The organism is Arthrobacter sp. SAFR-044 (assembly GCF_059414985.1).
This window is the reverse complement of sequence record NZ_JBPFDN010000003.1, coordinates 458,781-477,067: the sequence shown is the minus strand read 5'-3', so window position 1 is coordinate 477,067 and position 18,287 is coordinate 458,781. Positions and strand designations below refer to the sequence as shown.

Below are 18,287 nucleotides of genomic sequence, written 5' to 3'. Positions count from 1 at the left end.
GCCGGCAGGCAAGCGGACAGCCACGCCATCCCATCCTGGTCCGGCCGGAACTCCACCCGCCGATCAGCCACCCCCTTCGCATGGCGTTTCTCGATACTCTCGGCGTGGTGGCGTTCCCGCCACGTCCGGGCCTTGGCCCTGAACCGGTGCGCCGGCATCTGCCCCACAGGGCACCCCCGCGCCGGGTCCGGGGCTTCAGGGTCAAGGAAATGCGCCTCCAACGCCACCGCCCCGGCAGCATCAAGGCTGGCCGTCTCATCAGCCATCACCACCGCGTGCTGCCACGACAGGGTCCCGGCCTGCAGCCCAGCAAGGGTTCGCGGCAACGAGAAAACAACGGCGTGCGAAGTAGCTAGGAACGATGACGCCGCCCGAGGCCCAAGCGCCAAAACGCACCCGATCTCCGCCGCGACCGCCATCTCCTGCGCCTGCACCGGTACATCCGGCCCGGCAACCGCATCGGCGCTCTCCGCGTATTTGACCGCAGCCTTCGCCTTCAAACCTGCGAAACCGGCCTCGGCCTCCCGGGCACCGGCCAGAACGTCAAGGCACCCATCAGCGAAACCAGCCAACGGATCAGCCGCCGAAAACGACTCAGAACCACACCCATCCACCTCCGCATTCAACACAGCAAGGGCAGACCTGATGTCCTCTAAGGCCTTCTCCACCGCCGCTTTCCCCATAAAGCAATCATGACAAGGGGGTATGACATTCTGGCTGTGAAGCGTTCAGCTCAAACCTGCATCCCACTTTCCAACAACTGCTCCAGCCCCTGTTTGAAGCCTGACCTTCCCCCATGGGCAGGATGCCTGATCTTGGGCACAGCGAGGCCGCTGCGCTGCAGGCTGTGCTGGGCCACGTTGCCCACCGCCACTATGGAGGTAGTACCGAACAGCTCCGCCAAGTCCTGCCAGAAGGGAGTCCCCAGTATCGTCTCCGAACGCCTGGGCGTGCGGTTGGACAACGGCTGCCCCGGCTTGTGGGTGTGCCAGGGAAAGGCACTCCACAGCAGCGGAAGGAACCCCACTTCTTCCAGGACTTGCCAGAGCACGGTGGCGGTGGGCTCGGCGGCTACCCCTGCAGCTTCGGGCGGCAGCACGTAGCCCTTGCCGGGGCCGAAGAGCCCGAAGCTGTTGGCGGGCCCTCCGAGAATGACCCTGTTAGTGAAGGGCACCCCGGTGATCCGCATACCCCTGAAGCCCGGAGCCTCGCCAACCAGCAGAATCTTTGGCCGGCGTTCCAGCATCTCCTGCAGGTAAATTTCCAGATTGCGCCGACGGAGCGCATTCTCCGGAACTGCGTGACTGAAGAAATTGTTGGCGGAAACACCCGTGTCAACGGCTGCAAGCCGCTCAACGAATGCCGTGATGCCGGAAGCAGGCTCCACCCCAGCCACCTTGGACGCTGCAGTTACCAGCGCGGGTGGATGGCCTCGCGGAAGTAGTGGTCGTAGATCCAGCGGACGCCGTCGTCGAACTCCTTGCTTATGCTGACGGTCGCCGCGGCAGCATTGGACTGTGCCTGCTCCACGTTGCGGGCCCCGGGGATGACGGTGGTGACGCCGTCCTGGGCAGCGATCCAGGCGATGGCTGCCTGGGCGGTGGTGGCGCCCTCCGGCACCAGCTGCTCGAACTCCTTCACCGCTTTTAGGCCCAGCTCGTAATCCACGCCCGAGAAGGTCTCCCCGACGTCGAAGGCCGCGCCCTTACGGTTGTAGTTCCGGTGGTCGTTTTCGGCGAAGGTGGTCTCTTTCGAGTACTTGCCGGACAGCAGGCCGGAAGCCAGCGGCACGCGGGCGATGATGCCCACGCCTGCGGCCTTGGCGGCCGGGAGGACCTCATCCAGGGGCTTGAGCCGGAACGCGTTCAGGATGATCTGGACCGAGGCGGTTCCCTCGTGGCGGATTGCTTCCAGGGCTTCGTCCGTCCGTTCCACGCTGACGCCGTAGTTCTTGATGGCGCCTTCGGACACCAGGGTGTCCAGGGCGTCGTACACTTCGTTGTTGCTGTAGACGGGAGTGGGCGGGCAGTGCAGCTGGACCAGGTCCAGGGTGTCCGTGCCCAGGTTCTTCCTGGAGCGGTCCACCCATTGGCGGAAGTTGGCCAGAGTATAGTTTTCCGGGCGCTGGTCCATGCGTCGGCCCATCTTGGTGGCGACCGTGACGCCGAGGCCGGGGTTGTCCGCCAGGAACTTCCCGATGGCCTGCTCACTCCTGCCATCGCCGTACACGTCGGCCGTATCAAAGAGGGTGACACCCGCCTCCACCGAGGCGGCGAGGATGGCCTGCGCCTGTGCCGGGTCCACGTTGCCCCAGTCCGCGCCGAGCTGCCAGGTACCTAGCCCCACGACGGAGACGCTACGTCCGGTCTTGCCTAAAATCCGCTGTTCCATCCCCCGACTATATGCAACGATGCAACCCGCGGTCAGATCGGCCCGCGCGCTGCACCCTGCAAGCACGCATGTGACGTCCGCACCGGTTCAGGAAAGAGCGTGTTCCTCGTTGGGCACCAGCCCCGCTTCCTTCAGCCCCAGGTAGATCCTGTCCCGGGCAATGGGCAGGGAGGAAAAGCGAACCCCGGTTGCGTTCCGGATGGCGTTGGCGAGCGCCGGCGCCACCGGGTTGAAGGGGCTTTCGCTCATGGATTTTGCGCCCAGCGGCCCCAGCTTGTCATTGGTATCGGCGAAGTACACCTCGCTGCGCGGGACGTCCGCGAAAGTAGGAATGTGGTACTGCCGCAGGATGTCCGTGGTGACCTTACCGGCGTCGTCCACCACCACTTCCTCATACAGCGTGGCGCCAATTGCTTGGGCAATCCCGCCCTCGATCTGTCCCCGGCACTGGCGCGGGTTGACCACTACGCCGGCGTCGGCCGCCTGCACGCTTTGCAGGATCTTCAGTTCACCCGTGCCGCGGTTCACCGCCACCCGGAAGCCGTGCACGTTGAACGCCACGGAGCGCGGCGTACCGCCCCAGCGCCCCTCCGCGGCAAGTTCGACGCCGGCCTCCGCGGCAGCCTGCGCCAGTTCAGCCAGTGCCACGGGAGTTCCGTCGATCACCACGGCGTCGCCGTCCAGTACACAAGCCGAGGCCTGCGTCTGCCTGATTCCTGCGGCGAAGGCCCGGACGCGGACGGCCAGCTCCTCCGCAGCAGCCAGGGTTGCCTTGCCGGCCACCACCGTGCCGGCCGAACCGAACGCGCCAGTGTCGTGTTCCACCAGGTCCGTGTCCGACTGCCGCACCACCACCCTTGACGCATCAGTGGACAAGGCCGTGGCAGCGAGCTGGGCATGGACCGTGGTGGTGCCGTTGCCGAACTCGGCGGTCCCGACGTCGGCCTGGTACCTTCCGTTTGGCAGGAGCCTGAGACGGGAATGGGCAAAGTGGCCGCGCGGCGGAACGGTGTCGATCATGGACAGGGCAGCACCGTCGCCCACCATCCATTCCGGGCCAAGATCGTCCAGGCCTGCGTCCCGGTACCGTTCCTTGCCTCGGTCCAGCGCATCCCGGACCAGGTCCAGGCACTGGTCCAGGCCGTAGCTGCCGTAGTCGACGTCCTCCTCCGGATCCGGCTGGGTGGACAGCATCTGGTCCCCCTCCCGGACCATGTTCCGGCGCCGGAATTCCAGTGGATCCATCCCGATCCCGGCGGCCAGCTCATCCATCGCGGATTCGATGGCGAAAATCATCTGGCTCAGCCCATACCCGCGGAACGCACCGGACGGCACGGTGTTGGTATATACGGAGTGCGCGTCCACCTTCTTGTTGGCGCAGTTGTAGACCGCCAGCGATTCGCCGCAGCCGTGGAACATCACGCCAGGGCCGTGGTTGCCGTAGGCGCCGGTGTTGGTCACCACGTCCAGCTCCAGCGCGGTCAGCTGCCCTTGCCTGCTGGCCCCTGCCTTCAGTTTGATGGTGAACGGATGCCTGGTGGTGGTGGCGGTGAACTGCTCGGTGCGGGTCAGTTCCAGCTGGACGGGCCGCTTCAGTTTCAGGGCCGCGAGCGCCACGAGGTCCTCGGTGAGGACTTCCTGCTTGCCGCCGAATCCACCGCCTACGCGCCCGGCCACCACGTGCACCTGCTCCTCAGGCAGCCCGAACACCCGGCACAGGGTCCGGCGGACCAGGAACGGGACCTGGCTGGAGGTGCGGACCTGCAGCCGGCCTTCGGCATCCACGTGCGCGATGGCCGCGTGCGTTTCCAGTGCCACGTGCTGCACCCGCTGGGTCTGGTAGGTCTGCTCGTGAATGAAATCGGCGGCAGCGAAGCCATCGGCCACGTTCCCCAGCTGCGAGTGCAGTTCCGCCACCACGTTGCGGTCGGGCCGGGAGATGCGCGATTTGGCACCATCCTTGTCCCCGTGGACCAGCGGCGCGCCGGGGAGCAGTGCGTCCTGCGGCGGGAAGACCGCCGGAAGCTCCTCATACTCCACCTGAAGGGCACGGACTCCAGCTTCCGCGGCGCCCACTGATTCGGCGACGACGGCGGCCACCCGCTGCCCGATGAACCGCACCACGTCGTCCAGCACCCGGGTGTCGTCCGGGTCGTCGGTGAAGAGCTCATGCTGGGCCGTGGAGAAAAGCTGCTCCGGCGCGTCCTCATGGGTGAACACCGCCACCACGCCCGCGACCCTCAGTGCCGCCGCCTTGTCGATGGACACCACCCGTGCGTGGGCGTGCGGCGAACGCAGGATCTTCAGGTGCAGCAGTCCCTGCAGCTGTTCCGCAGGGATGTCCAGGGTGTAGCGGGCAGTCCCGGTGACGACGGCGCGGCTGGCCGGGGCGGGGACGTCATCACCCAGCCGGCCCGGTTCAGGGTCCGGCTGTCCGTCCCCGGCGATGCCGGATCCCTGGCTTGCGGGATCCGGATGGCCGGCGTCCCCACAGACAGCATCGGCAATGGCACGGTACCCCGTGCACCGGCAGAGGTTGCCTTTCAGGTTCCGCGGCAGGTTTTCCTTCTGTCCGTCGTCGAACGTGGCGGCGGTCATCACCATTCCGGCCGTGCAGAAGCCGCATTGGAAGCCCTGGCGCTCGAGGAACTGCTGCTGCACCGGATGCAGTTGCCCCCCGGGACCACCAGCGGCGGCGGCCAGGCCCTCGATGGTGGTGACGGCATGGCCCTCAGCCCGGACCGCAGGGTAGATGCAACTGTGGACCGGCAGGCCGTCCACGTGGACCGTACACGCCCCGCAGTCACCGCCATCGCAGCCCTTCTTCACGCCCAGGTTCCCCTGCTCACGCAGGAACGTGCGCAGGCACTGCCCGGGGCGGGGTGCGGCGTCGGCTGCCGTCCCGTTGATTTCGATGGCCATGCTCAGGCCCCTTTCGGAAGTGTGGTGGGTCCGGCGGCGGGGCCCGTCCGCGGCCAGAAGTCGCCCGAGACAGCCAGTCCCGCCGCCCCTTCCGGCGCTGCGAGTTCGGCCCGGATTTCCTCAGCCAGCCGGTAGGTCATGTCGCGGCGCCAGGCGGGCAGTCCATGGATGTCGTCATGGTAAAGCTCCCCCGGGATCGCCTCATCGAGGGCCGCGGCCAGCCCGTCTGCTTCCGGCAGCCCGTCGAAGCGCAGCTGCACGGGCCGCTTGGTGGCGGCGGTGACGGTCAGCACCAGGGAGGTGCCGCCGTCGAGCCTTCCAATGAGCAGCACCCCGGACCGGCCCAGGTTGCTCAGCGACAGGCGTCGGAATGCCACGCGGCCAGAAAGGGCCGACGCCGGGACGTGCACGCTGCGGAGCAGCTCGCCGGGTGCCAGGCAGTTTGTTGCATCCCCGGTGATGAACTCCGTCACCGGGACGTGGCGGCTGGCGCCGCCTGGCCCGAGGATGGTGGCCGTGCCGTCCAGGCCGGCGCAGAGCGAGATGATAGGCCCGGCAGGCAGCGAGGTGCAGAGGTTCCCACCCACGGTAGACATGTTCCACACCTTGAACGAGGCCACGAAGGAATCGCAGCATGCGCGGACCAGGTCCAGCCCGGACCACGTCCGGCCGGACAGCTCGGGCGAATCGGGCAGGCTGTACAGCTGCGCGATGGTGCAGGTGGCTGCCAGCTCAATGCCATCGTCGCTGATGGTCATGGGCGTCCAGCCAGCCGCGCCGAGGTCCAACAGGCGGGTGAGCGGCTTCGGGCCAAACGCGTAGCTGCCGTAGGAGAAGAGGACCGTGCCGCCGGCCAGCCAGGCGTCGCCGTCGCGCCATTGTGCGGGGTCGGTGGTGCGGACCACCGCCTCGATGGTGTTCATGTCCATGCGATCTCCTGCGTATTAAGGTCTGTGGGCGCCGGGGCAGCCGGCTGGTGGTGGATGGGGCCGGAGGTTTCGCGCAGCGGGTGGCAGCTGGCTGTACGGTTGCGGGCCGCGATCAGTTCGGCAGTGACGGATACCGCCACTTCGGCGGGAGTGACCGCGCCGAGGTCAAGGCCGATGGGTGAATGCAGCCGGGCGATGCGCTCCGGCGCGACGCCCGCATTGAGGAGCTCGTCGACCCTTTGGAGGTGGCTCCGGCGGGACCCCATGGCTCCCACGTAGGCAAGGTCCAGGGCCAAAGCCGTTTCCAGCAGGGGGATGTCGAACTTGGGATCGTGGGTGAGGACGGCGGCAACCGTGCGGCTGTCCGTCCGGCCCGCGGCCGCTTCCGCCGCCAGGTAGCGGTGCGGCCAGCCGGTGACCACCTGGTCTGCAGCGGCGAACCGCGGCTGGGTGGCGAAGGCCGGGCGGGCATCAACGAGGGTCACGTGATAGCCCAGCAGCTTGGCGGCGGGGACCAGCGCGGCACCGAAATCGTTGGCGCCGAACACCAGCATCCGCGGCGGGGCCAGCCGGGACTCCACCAGGATGGCGGGCTCCCCGGCAGGTTGCACATCGCCTGTCCGGTCCGGAGCGCATTCGCCCGGCTGCGGGAGCCGGACCAGCCCGGTACCGCCGCTGCGCACCAGGGATTCCAGCTGCAGTGCGGATTCCCCGTGCAGCAGTAACGCCAGCTCACGGTGGACAGCCAGGCGGAAGGCAGCCGGATCGAAAAGGACGACGGCGGCACCTCCGCTGGTGCCAAGCTCCCGTACCAGCGCCACAGGTTCGTTCGGGCCCAGTCGGGCGAGTTCCTGGAGCGCGGTCCGCACTGGGTGCACGTGGGCCGGCACGGGCTGGACATGGATGCCCAGCTCTCCCCCGCAGGTGAGCCCGGCGGCGAAGGCGTCCGCGGGACTGAAGCCAAAGGTCCCGTGGCGCGGGACGCCGTCGTCCATTGCTTCCTGGGCCAAAGCCACCACGGCGCCTTCCACGCAGCCACCGGACAGGCTGCCCAGGACGTCGCCGGATGCGGTAACCAGCATGGACGTTCCCACGGGCCGCGGTACCGATCCCGAAGCCGCCACGATGGTGGCCACGGCGAACTGTCGGCCTGCGAGCCGGGGCATCCAGGAGCCGAGCGAAGGGATCAGGTCAAGCATGGCGGCGCTCCTTCCGCAGCGATGGTGTCAATTGTCGGTCTTTCCGGGGGCCGGGCCAAGGGTTGGCCCGGCCCCTGGAAGAAAGCTCAGCCGCCCAGCAGGGCGTTGATCGGTCCGCGGGCGAAGTACACCAGGAAGCCTGCACTCACCACCCACATCAGCGGATGGATCTTCTTCGCCTTGCCGGATGCCGCCCCGATGACGGCCCAGCTCACGAACCCCACGCCGATGCCGTTGGCGATCGAGTAGGTCAAGGGCATGGTGACGATGGTGAGGAATGCCGGCAGGGCCACGGTGAACTTGGTGAACTTGATTTCGCGGATCTGGGCCATCATCATGGCGCCCACCACCACCAGGGCGGCTGCGGCCACCTCGAGCGGCACCACACTGGTGAGCGGGGTGAGGAACATCGAGCCCAGGAACAGCACGCCGGTGACCACGGATGCCAAGCCCGTCCGGGCGCCTTCCCCGATGCCAGCCGCGGAGTCGATGTACACGGTGTTGGAGGAGCCTGAAGTGGCCCCGCCCGCCACGGCACCGAAGCCCTCCACGATGAAGGCCGCCTTCAGCCGCGGGAACGTGCCGTCCTTGTGGGCGACGCCGGCGCTTTTGGCCAGGCCGGTCATAGTGCCCATGGCATCGAAGAAGTTGGTGAACACGAGGGTGAAGACCAGCATGGTGGCCGCGAGGCCGCCGATCCTGGCGAAGGAGCCGAAGAGGTCGAACTGGCCTACCAGGCCCAGGTCCGGCGCTGAGACCAGTTGGCCGGAGAGCACAGGGGTGTTCAGGTGCCAGCCGCCGGGATTGGTCGCGCTGGCGGGGCCGATCTTCATGACGGCTTCGACGACGGCGGCCAGCACCGTGGTGCCGACAATCCCGATCAGGAGTCCGCCCTGGATTTTACGTGCCACCAGGATGCCCATGGCCAGGAGTCCGACGACGAAGACGAGCGTGGGCACGGAGGTGATGGAGCCGCCGTCGCCCAGCTGCACTGGTGGACCGCCCGCGGTGGGGCGGACGAACCCGGAGTCCACGAAGCCGATGAAGGCGATGAACAGGCCGATGCCGACGGTGATGGCGGCCTTCAGTTCCTTTGGCACGGCCCGGAAGATGGCGGTCCGTGCGCCGGTGACGCCGAACAGCACGATCAGGATGCCGTTGATCACCACCAGGCCCATGGCCTCGGGCCAGGTGACTTCCTGGATCACGGAGACGGCCAGGAAGGAGTTGATGCCCAAGCCGGCGGCGAGACCGAACGGCAGGTTGGCGATGAGGCCGAAGAGGATGGTCATGACGCCGGCGGTGAGGCCGGTGACGGCGCCCACTTGGGCCGCGGACAGCCAGCCGCCGGCAACGTCGGTGGGGGCGTTGTCAGCGCTGAAGCCGCCCAGGATGAGGGGGTTCAGGATGACGATGTACGCCATGGTGAAGAAGGTGACCAGGCCACCGCGGAATTCGCGGGCGAGGGTGGAGCCGCGTCGGGTGATCTGGAAGAAGCGGTCCAGGAAGGATTGCGGTGCCTCCGGCCGGGGTGTTCCGGATGCCTGAGCGGAAGTGCGCGGCGCCCGAGGGGAGGTGGTGGTGCTTGGAGCCGAATGCTCCTCGTGGGAATGGTCCAGGATGGTCATCGAAGCCGCCGGGCCTAGTAGTCGATCCTGGATTCGAGTGTGTTCCAGGTGTTGAACGGCTCCAGCGGCGCCGGCGCCTGGGGATCGCCCAGTTCCAGCTTGGAGACCGGCATCAGGGAGTCCCTGTCCTGGTTTTCGAAGTATTCGTAGAACACCGCGTCGTCGAAGCCGACGGAGGCGGCATCGTGGCGGTCCGCTGCGTAGACCACGCGTGCCACCCTGGCCCAGAGGGCGGAGGCCAGGCACATGGGGCACGGCTCGCAGCTGGTGTACAGGACAGCGCCGGTGAGGTCGAAGGTGCCCAGCTCGCGGCAGGCCGTGCGGATTGCGGTGACCTCGGCGTGGGCGGTGGGATCGTTGTCCGCGGTGACGCGGTTGACGCCGTCGAACGTTTGTCCGTCCGCGGTGACGATCATGGCCCCGAACGGGCCACCGCTGTTGAGGACGTTGGCCGTTGCCAGCCGGATGGAGCGGGCCAAAAATTGTTCGGCCGTGACGGTGGTACTCATGATGCGACTTCCTTTTGCCGGGAAGCCTGTTGCCGCGCAGGACCAGTAGAACCAGGTGCGAACGGTTACCAGGCTTCAGCATGTGCTGTGAAGGTTAAGTTGCGCCTGGTAGATAGCCTCCCGGAACCGGGTGCCCGCCTTTGGCAGAATCGAGATTAGCACCGGTTTGTGCGCCACGCCATAGTTTTCTGGAAACTTAATTTCGCAATGTGAAATCCATGTTTCCTTGCCTTCACCTCCCACAGTCACAAACAGCAGTGTTGACGCAGGTGGAGCCGCTTCCCTACTCTGGATCGCACCCGCCCGCCCGCTGGAGCGGCTACCTGGATCAGCAGACAGGGCATCACTGAGCTGGCTTTACCGCAACAGCGCTCAGACAAGGAAAGCCCATGGAAATTTCCCCTGCCCCCACCCCCCGGCTGTGGATCAAGAACCCCCTGGCAGCCTTTACCGCCAACAGCCTCGACGCCTCGGGTGGATTGGTGGTCAACGGCGGGGTGATCGAAGAAGTGCTGGCGGCCGGACAACAGCCCTCGCGGCCCATCCAGGAAACCTTGGACGCCGGCAGCCACGTACTGCTGCCCGGCCTGATCAACACGCACCACCACTTCTACCAAACCCTCACCCGGGCGTGGGGTCCCGTGGCAAACGCCCCGCTCTTCCCCTGGCTGCAGAACCTGTATCCGGTGTGGGCGCGGCTCACGCGGAAGGACCTGGAACTGGCCGCCACGGTTGCCCTCGCGGAACTGCTGCTCTCCGGCTGCACCACCGCCGCCGACCACCACTACCTCTTCCCCGCCGGGCTTGAGGATGCTATCGACATCGAGGTGGCGGCGGTGCGCCGGCTGGGAATGCGGGCCACGCTCACCCGCGGGTCCATGACACTGGGAACGGACGACGGCGGCCTCCCGCCACAGTCCACGGTCCAGCGTCCGGAGGTGGTGTTGGAAGACAGCGAGCGCCTGGTGGGCCGGTACCACGAGCGCGGGGACGACGCGGTCATCCAGATAGCGCTGGCCCCCTGCTCGCCGTTCTCCGTGGCCAAAGAGATCATGGCCGAGAGTGCCGCGCTGGCAGAGCGGCTGGACGTCCGGCTGCACACGCACCTGGCGGAGACCCTGGACGAGGAGGACTTCTGCCGGGAGATGTTCGGACTCCGGACGGTGGACTACCTGGACAGCGTCGGCTGGCTGACGGACCGCACCTGGCTGGGCCACGGCATCCACTTCAGTGCTGCCGAGATCGCCCGCCTCGGAGCCGCGGGGACCGCCGTCGCGCATTGCCCCACCTCCAACATGCGCCTGGCGTCGGGCACGGCACGGGTCCTGGAACTGGAGGATGCGGGGGTTCCCGTGGGCCTGGGCGTGGACGGCTCGGCATCGAATGACGCCTCCAACATGATCATGGAAGCACGGCAGGCACTGTACCTCCAGCGGCTGCGGTACGGCGCCGACGTGCCGGTGGAGCGGGCGCTTGGCTGGGCCACCCGGGGATCCGCCGCCGCCCTGGGCCGGGCCGGGCTCGGCCAACTGGCACCCGGCATGCAGGCCGACCTGGCCCTGTTCACGCTCGATGACCTCCGCTTCTCCGGCAGCCATGACCCCATCGCCGCGCTGCTCCTGTGCGCCGCGGACCGGGCTGACCGCGTGATGGTGGGCGGGCAGTGGCGCGTAGTGGACGGACAGATTCCGGGGCTGGACGTGGCCGGGCTGATCGCGGAACACTCCGCCGCGGCACGGCGGCTGGTGAACGGCTGACACACATCCCGCCCGCTGCTACCGTGGCGGCATGACTCCGTCAAAGACGCCACCCGAGGTTCTCGACATCGATGGAATCGAAGTCCGGATCTCCAGCCCGGACAAGGTGGTGTTCCCGGAGCCGGGCCTGACCAAGCTCGACCTGGTGCGCTATTACCTGGCGGTGGCGGAGGGTGCGCTGCGGGGCGCGGGAGGCCGGCCCATGGTGCTCAAGCGGTTCCCGAAGGGCATCGACGCCGAGCCGTTCTTCCAAAAACGCGTGCCGGAAAACCATCCGCCTTTCATCGATACCACCACACTGCATTACGCGTCCGGGACCTCTGCAGAGGAGGCCGTGATCCGGGATGCGGCAGGCCTGGCATGGGTCATTAACCTTGGCTGCCTGGACCTGAACCCGCATCCGGTCCGCGCCGAGGACCTCGAGCATCCGGACGAGCTCCGGGTGGACCTGGACCCGATGCCCGGGGTGGACTGGTCGCAGATTGTGGACACGGCGTACGTTGCACAGGAGGTGTTGGACGACGTGGGGCTGGTGGGCTGGCCGAAGACCAGTGGATCGAGAGGGCTTCATATCCTGGTCCGCATCGCCCCCGAGTGGTCCTATAAGGACGTCCGGCTCGCTGCCGAAACCCTTGCGCGGGAAGTGGAGAACCGGGCTCCCGGCCTTGCCACGGCACGCTGGTGGAAGGAGGAACGCGGCGAGAGCGTGTTCGTAGACTTCAACCAGAATGCCAAGGACCGCACGGTCGCGTCCGCCTACTCCGTCAGGGCGCTGCCGGATGCCCGTGTTTCCGCGCCGCTCACCTGGGAGGAGATGCGCACTGCCCGGCCTGGCCAGTTCACTGTTCCCACAATGCTTGAGCGGTACGCGGAGATCGGCGACCCGCACGCGGGCATTGACGGGGCGGTGGGATCATTGGAAGGGCTGCTTGGCTTGGCCAAGGAACTGGGTCCGGCGGAGAAAGCTCCGCGGAGCGGCAACGGTTCAGGCCGCCGGCAGTCGCTGATGCCGCTCATCGAGGTGGCCCGCACCAGGACCAAGCCGGAAGCGCTGGCGGCGCTTGACGAGTGGAAGTCCGGGCACGCCGTCGTCGTCAAATCCCTGCAGCCCGCCGACGTCCTGGTGGACGGGATGCGCGGGTCCAGCTCGCTCTGGTACCGGGTGCGGGTGAACCTGCAGCACGTTCCCGAAGCCGAGCGGCCGACGCAGGAAGAGCTCATCGCGGACTACGACCCCTGGGCCGGCAAGCAGTGGCCGGGACGGCCCACCGCCTGACGACCGCCTCACGACCGCCGGGCTCAGCGGCGGTTGAAGCCCGGGAGGGCATGGATCCAGCGCGACAGGCGGCCCGGCGCGGCACCCCGGTCCTCCGGAACGAAGAAGTCCGGATCGGTGCCGCCACCGAGGGGGAGGTAGAACTCCTGGGCTGAAGGCGCGGCAGCCGGCTGCGGTGCGACGGGCGTCTTGTCCTGCTGGTACATCTGATCCTCCTCTTTCACGGTTTCTCGTTCATCCTGGATGTAATTGTTCCGTATTGCGGAAAGTAATTATTGCTATATGAAAAGCTTAGGAGACGGCATCGCCTCCGTCAATGCCCTTCCCAGGGCCCGAATGGCACCGCCGGTCACAAAGCGAATTTTGAAGCTGTGATGTACACCACCGCCCATGAGGGGTACGCTGGTATGCAACTCGTGGCGCAGGTCACGTAACCTGGGAGCAGCAGGCAGGGTCGTAATGAGCTGGCATCAACGGATGCCGGCTCTTTTTTGTTGGGTCGGCTCCATCGGAAACGCGCATGAAACGCGCGCTTAATTTCAGTGATGGAACCTAGGTTCCACCTACGGGAAGTTGGGAACAGACCATGAGCAGCAAGATCATCCTCGGCGAAAACCAGTACGGCAAGGCAGAAGTTCGCGTCGTCAAGATCACCCGCGACACGAACCGCCACGAGATTGAGGACCTGAACGTCACCTCGCAGCTGCGCGGCGACTTTGCAGCGGCCCACCTGGAGGGCGACAACGCCCACGTGGTGGCCACCGACACCCAAAAGAACACCATCTACGCCTTCGCCCGTGAAGGCATCGGGTCGCCGGAAGAGTTCCTTCTGCGCCTCGGCGAGCACTTCACTTCCAGCTTCGACTGGGTCACCGGCGGACGCTGGGAAGCCGAGTCCTACGCCTGGGACCGGATCCAGGCGCACGGCAGCGAACACGACCACTCGTTCGTCCGGAACGGGCAGGAAGTCCGGACCGCCGTCCTGGTCAGGGACGGCGCCACCAGCCACCTCATCTCCGGACTGAAGGACCTGACCGTCCTGAAGTCCACCCAGTCCGGCTTCGTCGGCTACCCCCGGGACCGCTACACCACGCTGCCCGAGACCACCGACCGGATCCTCGCCACCGACGTTTCGGCCCGCTGGCGCTTCAAGACCGGCACCGACTTCAACAGCCTGGACTTCAACAAGAGCTACGACGACGTCAAGGCCCTCCTGCTTGAAGGCTTCACCGAGAAGTACTCCCATGCCCTGCAGCAGACCCTGTTCGACATGGGCACCAAGGTCCTTGAGGCACACAGCGAAATTGACGAGATTAAGTTCTCCATGCCCAACAAGCACCACTTCCTGGTGGACCTCTCCCCCTTCGGCCTGGACAACCCCAACGAGGTCTTCTTCGCCGCGGACCGCCCCTACGGCCTGATCGAGGCCACCGTCCAGCGCGACGACGCCGCAGCAGCCCCGGCTGCCTGGTCCGGCATCGCCGGCTTCTGCTAGAACCCCACTTCGACCAAGCGGGCCCAGCCAGCGGTTGGGCCCGCCACGACGCCCCACACCCCTAGCTTCACCTGTTAGCCAGACACCAGTTAGCCAGACGATGACGTCTGCCATGAACCAAGAAAGTCTGCCATGAACATCAAGAAGAAACCGGCCCCCGCAGCCGCCGGCAAAGGCGCACGGCCGGCCCGCCCGGAAGACCAGCGGCTCCCCATTGGAAGCATGTTTGCCTACGGCTTCCAGCACGTCCTCACCATGTATGGCGGCATCATAGCCCCGCCCCTGATCATCGGCGCCGCCGCGGGGATGAATTCCCAGGACATCGGCCTGCTCATTGCGGCCTGCCTTTTCGTGGGCGGCCTGGCCACCATCCTGCAGACCGTCGGCGTCCCCTTCTTCGGTTCGCAACTGCCGCTGGTCCAGGGCGTCTCCTTCGCCGGAGTCTCCACCATGGTGGCCATCGTCCATGGCGGCGGGGGAATCCAGGCCGTCTTCGGTTCGGTCATCGCAGCCTCACTGATCGGCCTGCTGATCACACCGCTGTTCTCGAAGATCATCCGGTTCTTCCCACCGGTCGTCACTGGCACGGTGATCACCACCATCGGCCTGACGCTGATGCCGGTCGCCGCCAACTGGGCCATGGGCGGAAACAGCAAGGCGCCCAACTACGGCAGCGTCGCAAACATCGGCCTGGCAGCAGCCACGATGGGCATCGTCCTGCTCCTCAGCAAGGTGGGCAGCGCCGCCATCTCCCGGCTGTCCATCCTGCTGGCCATGGTCCTTGGCACGTTGATCGCCGTCGTCTTCGGTATGGCCGATTTCTCCAAGGTGGGCCAGGGCGAGATCGTCGCCTTCCCCACCCCCTTCGCCTTCGGACCGCCCACGTTCGAGGTCGCCGCGATCATCTCCATGCTGATCGTCATCCTGGTAACCCTCACCGAGACCTCCGCTGACATCATCGCGGTGGGCGAGATCGTGGGCACCAAGGTGGACTCCAAGCGGATCGGCAACGGCCTGCGCGCGGACATGCTCTCCAGCGCCGTCTCCCCGCTCTTCAACTCCTTCACCCAGAGCGCGTTCGCCCAGAACGTCGGCCTGGTGGCCATCACGGGCGTCAAGAGCCGGTTCGTGGTCAGCGCCGGCGGCGTGATCCTGGTGGTCCTTGGCCTGCTGCCCGTCCTGGGCCGCGTGGTCGCTGCGGTGCCCACCCCTGTCCTGGGCGGCGCCGGCGTCGTACTCTTTGGAACGGTCGCGGCAAGCGGCATCCGGACCCTGTCCAAGGTGGACTACAAGAACAACATGAACCTGATCGTGGTGGCAGCCTCCATCGGCTTCGGGATGATCCCCATCGCCGCCCCCACGTTCTACGACCAGTTCCCGTCCTGGTTCGGCACCATCTTCCACTCGGGCATCAGCTCGGCCGCCGTCATGGCCATCCTGCTGAACCTGCTGTTCAACCACCTCCGGGCCGGCAACTCGGACAACCAGTCCGTGTTCGTCGCAGGCACCGAACGCCTGGTGCGCGCGGAGGACCTTCGCTGCCTGGCAGAAGGTGACCGGTTCGAAAACGGCAAGCTCATCGACTGCGACGGCAAGGAAGTCCCCGTCCAGTCAGCCGAGAAGGCGTCAGAACACTAAACCTCGCGCGAGATGGCAGTTCGCGGCAGTGTCTCCCAGAAACACTGCTGCGAACTGCCATCTCGACGAGAGGGAACGACGGCGGGAGGCCGCGTGGGGAGGTCAGGTGCGGTTGAGCTCGCGGGAGATTGCTTCGGCCGCTTCCCGGAGGATGGGCACGGCCTTGTCCGCAAAGTTCTCATCCACCCGGGACACGGGGCCCGAGACCGAGATCGCCGAGGGCGTGGGGGCGTTGGGTACGGCCATGGCGAAGCAGCGGACGCCCAGCTCCTGCTCCTCCTCGTCAATGGAGTAGCCCCGCTCGCGGATGAGCTTGAGGTCCGCCAGGAGTTCATCCACGTCGCCGATGCTCTTCGCCGTGGGTGTTGGCATGCCCGCGCGGGCAACGATGCCCCGCACGGTGTCGTCGTCGAGCTGGGCCAGGATGGCCTTGCCCACGCCGGTGGCGTGGGTGTGGGCGCGGCGGCCCACCTCGGTAAACATGCGCATGGAGTGCAGCGAGGGGACCTGGGCCACATAGATCACCATGTCCGAATCCAGCACCGCCATGTTGGAGGTCTCCCCCAGCCGGTCCACCAGGACCTTCAGCTGGGGCTGCGCCAAGGCGCCGAGCTGCTTATTGGCACCCTCCCCCAAGCGGATGAGCCGGGGGCCCAGCGCGTAGCGCCGGTTGGGCAGCTGGCGGATGTACCCCAGCGATACCAGGGTGCGGAGCAGGCGGTGGATGGTGGGCAGCGGCAGGTCCGTGGAGGACGACAGTTCACTGAGGGTGACGTCGCCGCCGGCATCAGTGATGAGCTCCAGCAGTTCGAAGACGCGCTCTACCGACTGCACCCCACCAGAGGCTTTTTCTGCCATTCCGTTGTCTCCTGCTGCTCGGGATCCGACAACTCTTATCCGCATCGTGAAAAGAATTGCTTAGAACACCCAAGATACAGCACGGCCGTTCCCACGGCGATGCAGGAGGACAGTCGCATTCGGAGGGGTTGTATTTCCATAAAGTAGACAATAATATCCATAATACGAAAACATTCGGATCAGAGCAGAAGCCGGACCAGGCCAAATCAGGAGGACATTCAATGGCGAACCCCAGCCCCGGAAATTCGATCACCCTGCGTGTGGAAGCACCCTCAAGCTTCAGCGCCACCAGCGAGCTTGCCGCAGCCGTCGGAGCTGCCGGCGCCGCCATCACCGCATTGGACGTCACCGAGTCCCACCACGAGACCCTCGTCGTTGACGTCACCTGCAACACCACCGACGATGCGCATGCAGCCCGCGTGAAGGACGCCCTTAACGCGCTCGACGGCGTCACCGTCCAGCACGTCTCCGACCGCACCTTCCTGATGCACCTCGGCGGCAAGCTCGAAGTCGTCCCCAAAGTTCCGCTGCGCAACCGCGACGACCTCTCGCGCGCCTACACCCCCGGCGTCGCCCGCGTCTGCCTGGCCATCGCCGAGGACCCTGCAGCCGCCCGCAACCTGACCGTCAAGCGCAACACCGTGGCCGTGGTCACCGACGGATCGGCGGTGCTGGGCCTGGGCAACATCGGGCCCGCTGCGGCCCTTCCGGTCATGGAGGGCAAAGCCGCCCTGTTCAAGCAGTTCGCCAACGTCGACGCGTGGCCCGTTTGCCTGGATACCCAGGACACCGAGGAAATCATCCGCACCGTCAAGCTCCTGGCACCGGTCTTCGGCGGCGTGAACCTGGAAGACATCGCCGCGCCCCGCTGCTTCGAGATCGAGGCCCGCCTCCGGGAGGAACTGGACATCCCGGTCTTCCACGACGACCAGCACGGTACGGCAATCGTGACCCTCGCTGCCCTGGTCAACGCCCTCCGCGTGGTGGACAAGAAGATCGAGGACGTGAAGATCGTGGTCTCCGGGGTCGGTGCCGCCGGCTCCGCCATCATCCAGTTGCTGAAGGCCCAGGGCGCCCGGCACATTGTGGCCGCCGGCCGATCCGGTGCCATCCACAAGGGTGAGACGTACAACGATCCGCACCGCACCTGGATCGCCGAAAACACCAACCAGGATGGCTTCGCCGGCACCCTGCACGAGGCCATGGTGGACGCCGATGTCTTCATCGGCGTCTCCGCACCGAACATCCTCGGCGAAGAGCACATCGCGTCCATGGCCAAGGACGCCATCGTTTTCGCCATGGCCAACCCCACGCCCGAGGTGGACCCGGCCGCCGCGTCCCGGCACGCCGCCGTCGTAGCCACCGGCCGCAGCGACTTCCCCAACCAGATCAACAACGTCCTGGCCTTCCCCGGCCTTTTCCGCGGGCTCCTGGATGCCGGAGCCAGCGACATCACCCCGGACATGCTGGTTGCCGCCGCCGAGGCAATCGCCAACCGGGTGAATGATAATGAGCTCAATGCGAGCTACATCATCCCCAGCATCTTCGACCCGCACGTGACCGCGGACGTCGCAGCAGCCGTGGCTGCCGCGGCGCACGCATCAAACGTGGCAACACCTGCCGGCCCGGCCGATCCCGCCGCGGAACCAGCGCCTGCACTGGCCTCCGCCTGACCGCCCGACTTC

Annotated in this window: 14 protein-coding genes and 1 pseudogene; 5 read left to right on the top strand and 10 right to left on the bottom strand. The window is 66.6% G+C overall.

Annotated features, from left to right (window positions below; all coding sequences use genetic code 11):
* The 8 genes and pseudogenes from ACR65J_RS07320 to ACR65J_RS07285 all read right to left on the bottom strand — a co-directional run.
* Positions 1-683, bottom strand: a pseudogene (locus ACR65J_RS07320) (HNH endonuclease signature motif containing protein); the annotation flags it as partial.
* Between the two features lie 50 nt (positions 684-733).
* Positions 734-1,387: a uracil-DNA glycosylase gene (locus tag ACR65J_RS07315; protein ID WP_440167405.1), complete on the bottom strand. Its 654-nt coding sequence runs from the start codon at positions 1,385-1,387 to the stop codon at positions 734-736.
* Positions 1,388-1,410: 23 nt separating this feature from the next.
* Positions 1,411-2,391 (bottom strand): aldo/keto reductase, encoded by a 981-nt coding sequence (locus ACR65J_RS07310; RefSeq protein WP_440167404.1) that lies wholly within the window; start codon positions 2,389-2,391, stop codon positions 1,411-1,413.
* Positions 2,392-2,478: 87 nt separating this feature from the next.
* Entirely contained in the window at positions 2,479-5,313 is a 2,835-nt protein-coding gene (locus ACR65J_RS07305) for a molybdopterin-dependent oxidoreductase (protein ID WP_440167402.1), read from the bottom strand.
* Positions 5,314-5,315: 2 nt separating this feature from the next.
* A complete protein-coding gene (locus tag ACR65J_RS07300; protein ID WP_440167401.1) occupies positions 5,316-6,242 on the bottom strand; it encodes an FAD binding domain-containing protein in 927 nt (308 codons plus the stop codon).
* Entirely contained in the window at positions 6,233-7,441 is a 1,209-nt protein-coding gene (locus ACR65J_RS07295) for an XdhC family protein (protein WP_440167400.1), read from the bottom strand. Before ACR65J_RS07295 ends, ACR65J_RS07300 begins: the two co-directional genes overlap by 10 nt.
* A gap of 86 nt (positions 7,442-7,527) precedes the next feature.
* Entirely contained in the window at positions 7,528-9,069 is a 1,542-nt protein-coding gene (locus ACR65J_RS07290) for an NCS2 family permease (protein ID WP_440167398.1), read from the bottom strand.
* Positions 9,070-9,083: 14 nt separating this feature from the next.
* Positions 9,084-9,578, bottom strand: a complete 495-nt coding sequence (locus ACR65J_RS07285; protein WP_440167396.1) for a nucleoside deaminase — start codon at positions 9,576-9,578, stop codon at positions 9,084-9,086.
* Positions 9,579-9,967: 389 nt separating this feature from the next.
* Here ACR65J_RS07285 and ACR65J_RS07280 point away from each other — a divergent pair, with 389 nt between their 5' ends.
* A complete protein-coding gene (locus ACR65J_RS07280) occupies positions 9,968-11,335 on the top strand; it encodes an 8-oxoguanine deaminase (protein ID WP_440167394.1) in 1,368 nt (455 codons plus the stop codon).
* A gap of 31 nt (positions 11,336-11,366) precedes the next feature.
* Entirely contained in the window at positions 11,367-12,611 is a 1,245-nt protein-coding gene (ligD, locus tag ACR65J_RS07275) for a non-homologous end-joining DNA ligase (protein WP_440167392.1), read from the top strand.
* 23 nt (positions 12,612-12,634) lie between these two features.
* On the opposite strand, the gene ACR65J_RS07270 is transcribed toward ligD, so the two are convergent.
* Positions 12,635-12,835, bottom strand: a complete 201-nt coding sequence (locus tag ACR65J_RS07270) for a hypothetical protein (RefSeq protein WP_440167390.1) — start codon at positions 12,833-12,835, stop codon at positions 12,635-12,637.
* Between the two features lie 362 nt (positions 12,836-13,197).
* Between ACR65J_RS07270 and pucL the strand changes: the two genes are divergently transcribed.
* Both pucL and ACR65J_RS07260 read left to right on the top strand, forming a co-directional pair.
* Complete coding sequence (gene pucL, locus ACR65J_RS07265) at positions 13,198-14,106, top strand: factor-independent urate hydroxylase (RefSeq protein ID WP_440167388.1); 909 nt, start codon at positions 13,198-13,200, stop codon at positions 14,104-14,106.
* 132 nt (positions 14,107-14,238) lie between these two features.
* Positions 14,239-15,744 carry a nucleobase:cation symporter-2 family protein gene (locus ACR65J_RS07260; protein WP_440167387.1) on the top strand — a complete coding sequence of 502 codons (1,506 nt, stop codon included), beginning with the start codon at positions 14,239-14,241 and terminating at the stop codon, positions 15,742-15,744.
* Between the two features lie 102 nt (positions 15,745-15,846).
* Here the strand turns inward: ACR65J_RS07260 and ACR65J_RS07255 are convergent, their stop codons facing one another.
* Positions 15,847-16,602 carry an IclR family transcriptional regulator gene (locus tag ACR65J_RS07255; RefSeq protein ID WP_440167385.1) on the bottom strand — a complete coding sequence of 252 codons (756 nt, stop codon included), beginning with the start codon at positions 16,600-16,602 and terminating at the stop codon, positions 15,847-15,849.
* Between the two features lie 221 nt (positions 16,603-16,823).
* On the opposite strand from ACR65J_RS07255, the gene ACR65J_RS07250 reads away from it, so the two are divergent.
* Complete coding sequence (locus ACR65J_RS07250; protein WP_440167384.1) at positions 16,824-18,275, top strand: NAD-dependent malic enzyme; 1,452 nt, start codon at positions 16,824-16,826, stop codon at positions 18,273-18,275.
* Positions 18,276-18,287 lie beyond the last annotated feature (12 nt).

Bases quoted from the DNA above. Each gene is read 5' to 3' on its own strand.
- ACR65J_RS07310 (WP_440167404.1), bottom strand. From the start codon at position 2,391: ATGGAACAGCGGATTTTAGGCAAGACCGGACGTAGCGTCTCCGTCGTG.
- ACR65J_RS07305 (WP_440167402.1), bottom strand. From the start codon at position 5,313: ATGGCCATCGAAATCAACGGGACGGCAGCCGACGCCGCACCCCGCCCC.
- ACR65J_RS07300 (WP_440167401.1), bottom strand. From the start codon at position 6,242: ATGGACATGAACACCATCGAGGCGGTGGTCCGCACCACCGACCCCGCA.
- ACR65J_RS07295 (WP_440167400.1), bottom strand. From the start codon at position 7,441: ATGCTTGACCTGATCCCTTCGCTCGGCTCCTGGATGCCCCGGCTCGCA.
- ACR65J_RS07290 (WP_440167398.1), bottom strand. From the start codon at position 9,069: ATGACCATCCTGGACCATTCCCACGAGGAGCATTCGGCTCCAAGCACC.
- ACR65J_RS07285 (WP_440167396.1), bottom strand. From the start codon at position 9,578: ATGAGTACCACCGTCACGGCCGAACAATTTTTGGCCCGCTCCATCCGG.
- ACR65J_RS07280 (WP_440167394.1), top strand. From the start codon at position 9,968: ATGGAAATTTCCCCTGCCCCCACCCCCCGGCTGTGGATCAAGAACCCC.
- ligD (WP_440167392.1), top strand. From the start codon at position 11,367: ATGACTCCGTCAAAGACGCCACCCGAGGTTCTCGACATCGATGGAATC.
- pucL (WP_440167388.1), top strand. From the start codon at position 13,198: ATGAGCAGCAAGATCATCCTCGGCGAAAACCAGTACGGCAAGGCAGAA.
- ACR65J_RS07260 (WP_440167387.1), top strand. From the start codon at position 14,239: ATGAACATCAAGAAGAAACCGGCCCCCGCAGCCGCCGGCAAAGGCGCA.
- ACR65J_RS07255 (WP_440167385.1), bottom strand. From the start codon at position 16,602: ATGGCAGAAAAAGCCTCTGGTGGGGTGCAGTCGGTAGAGCGCGTCTTC.
- ACR65J_RS07250 (WP_440167384.1), top strand. From the start codon at position 16,824: ATGGCGAACCCCAGCCCCGGAAATTCGATCACCCTGCGTGTGGAAGCA.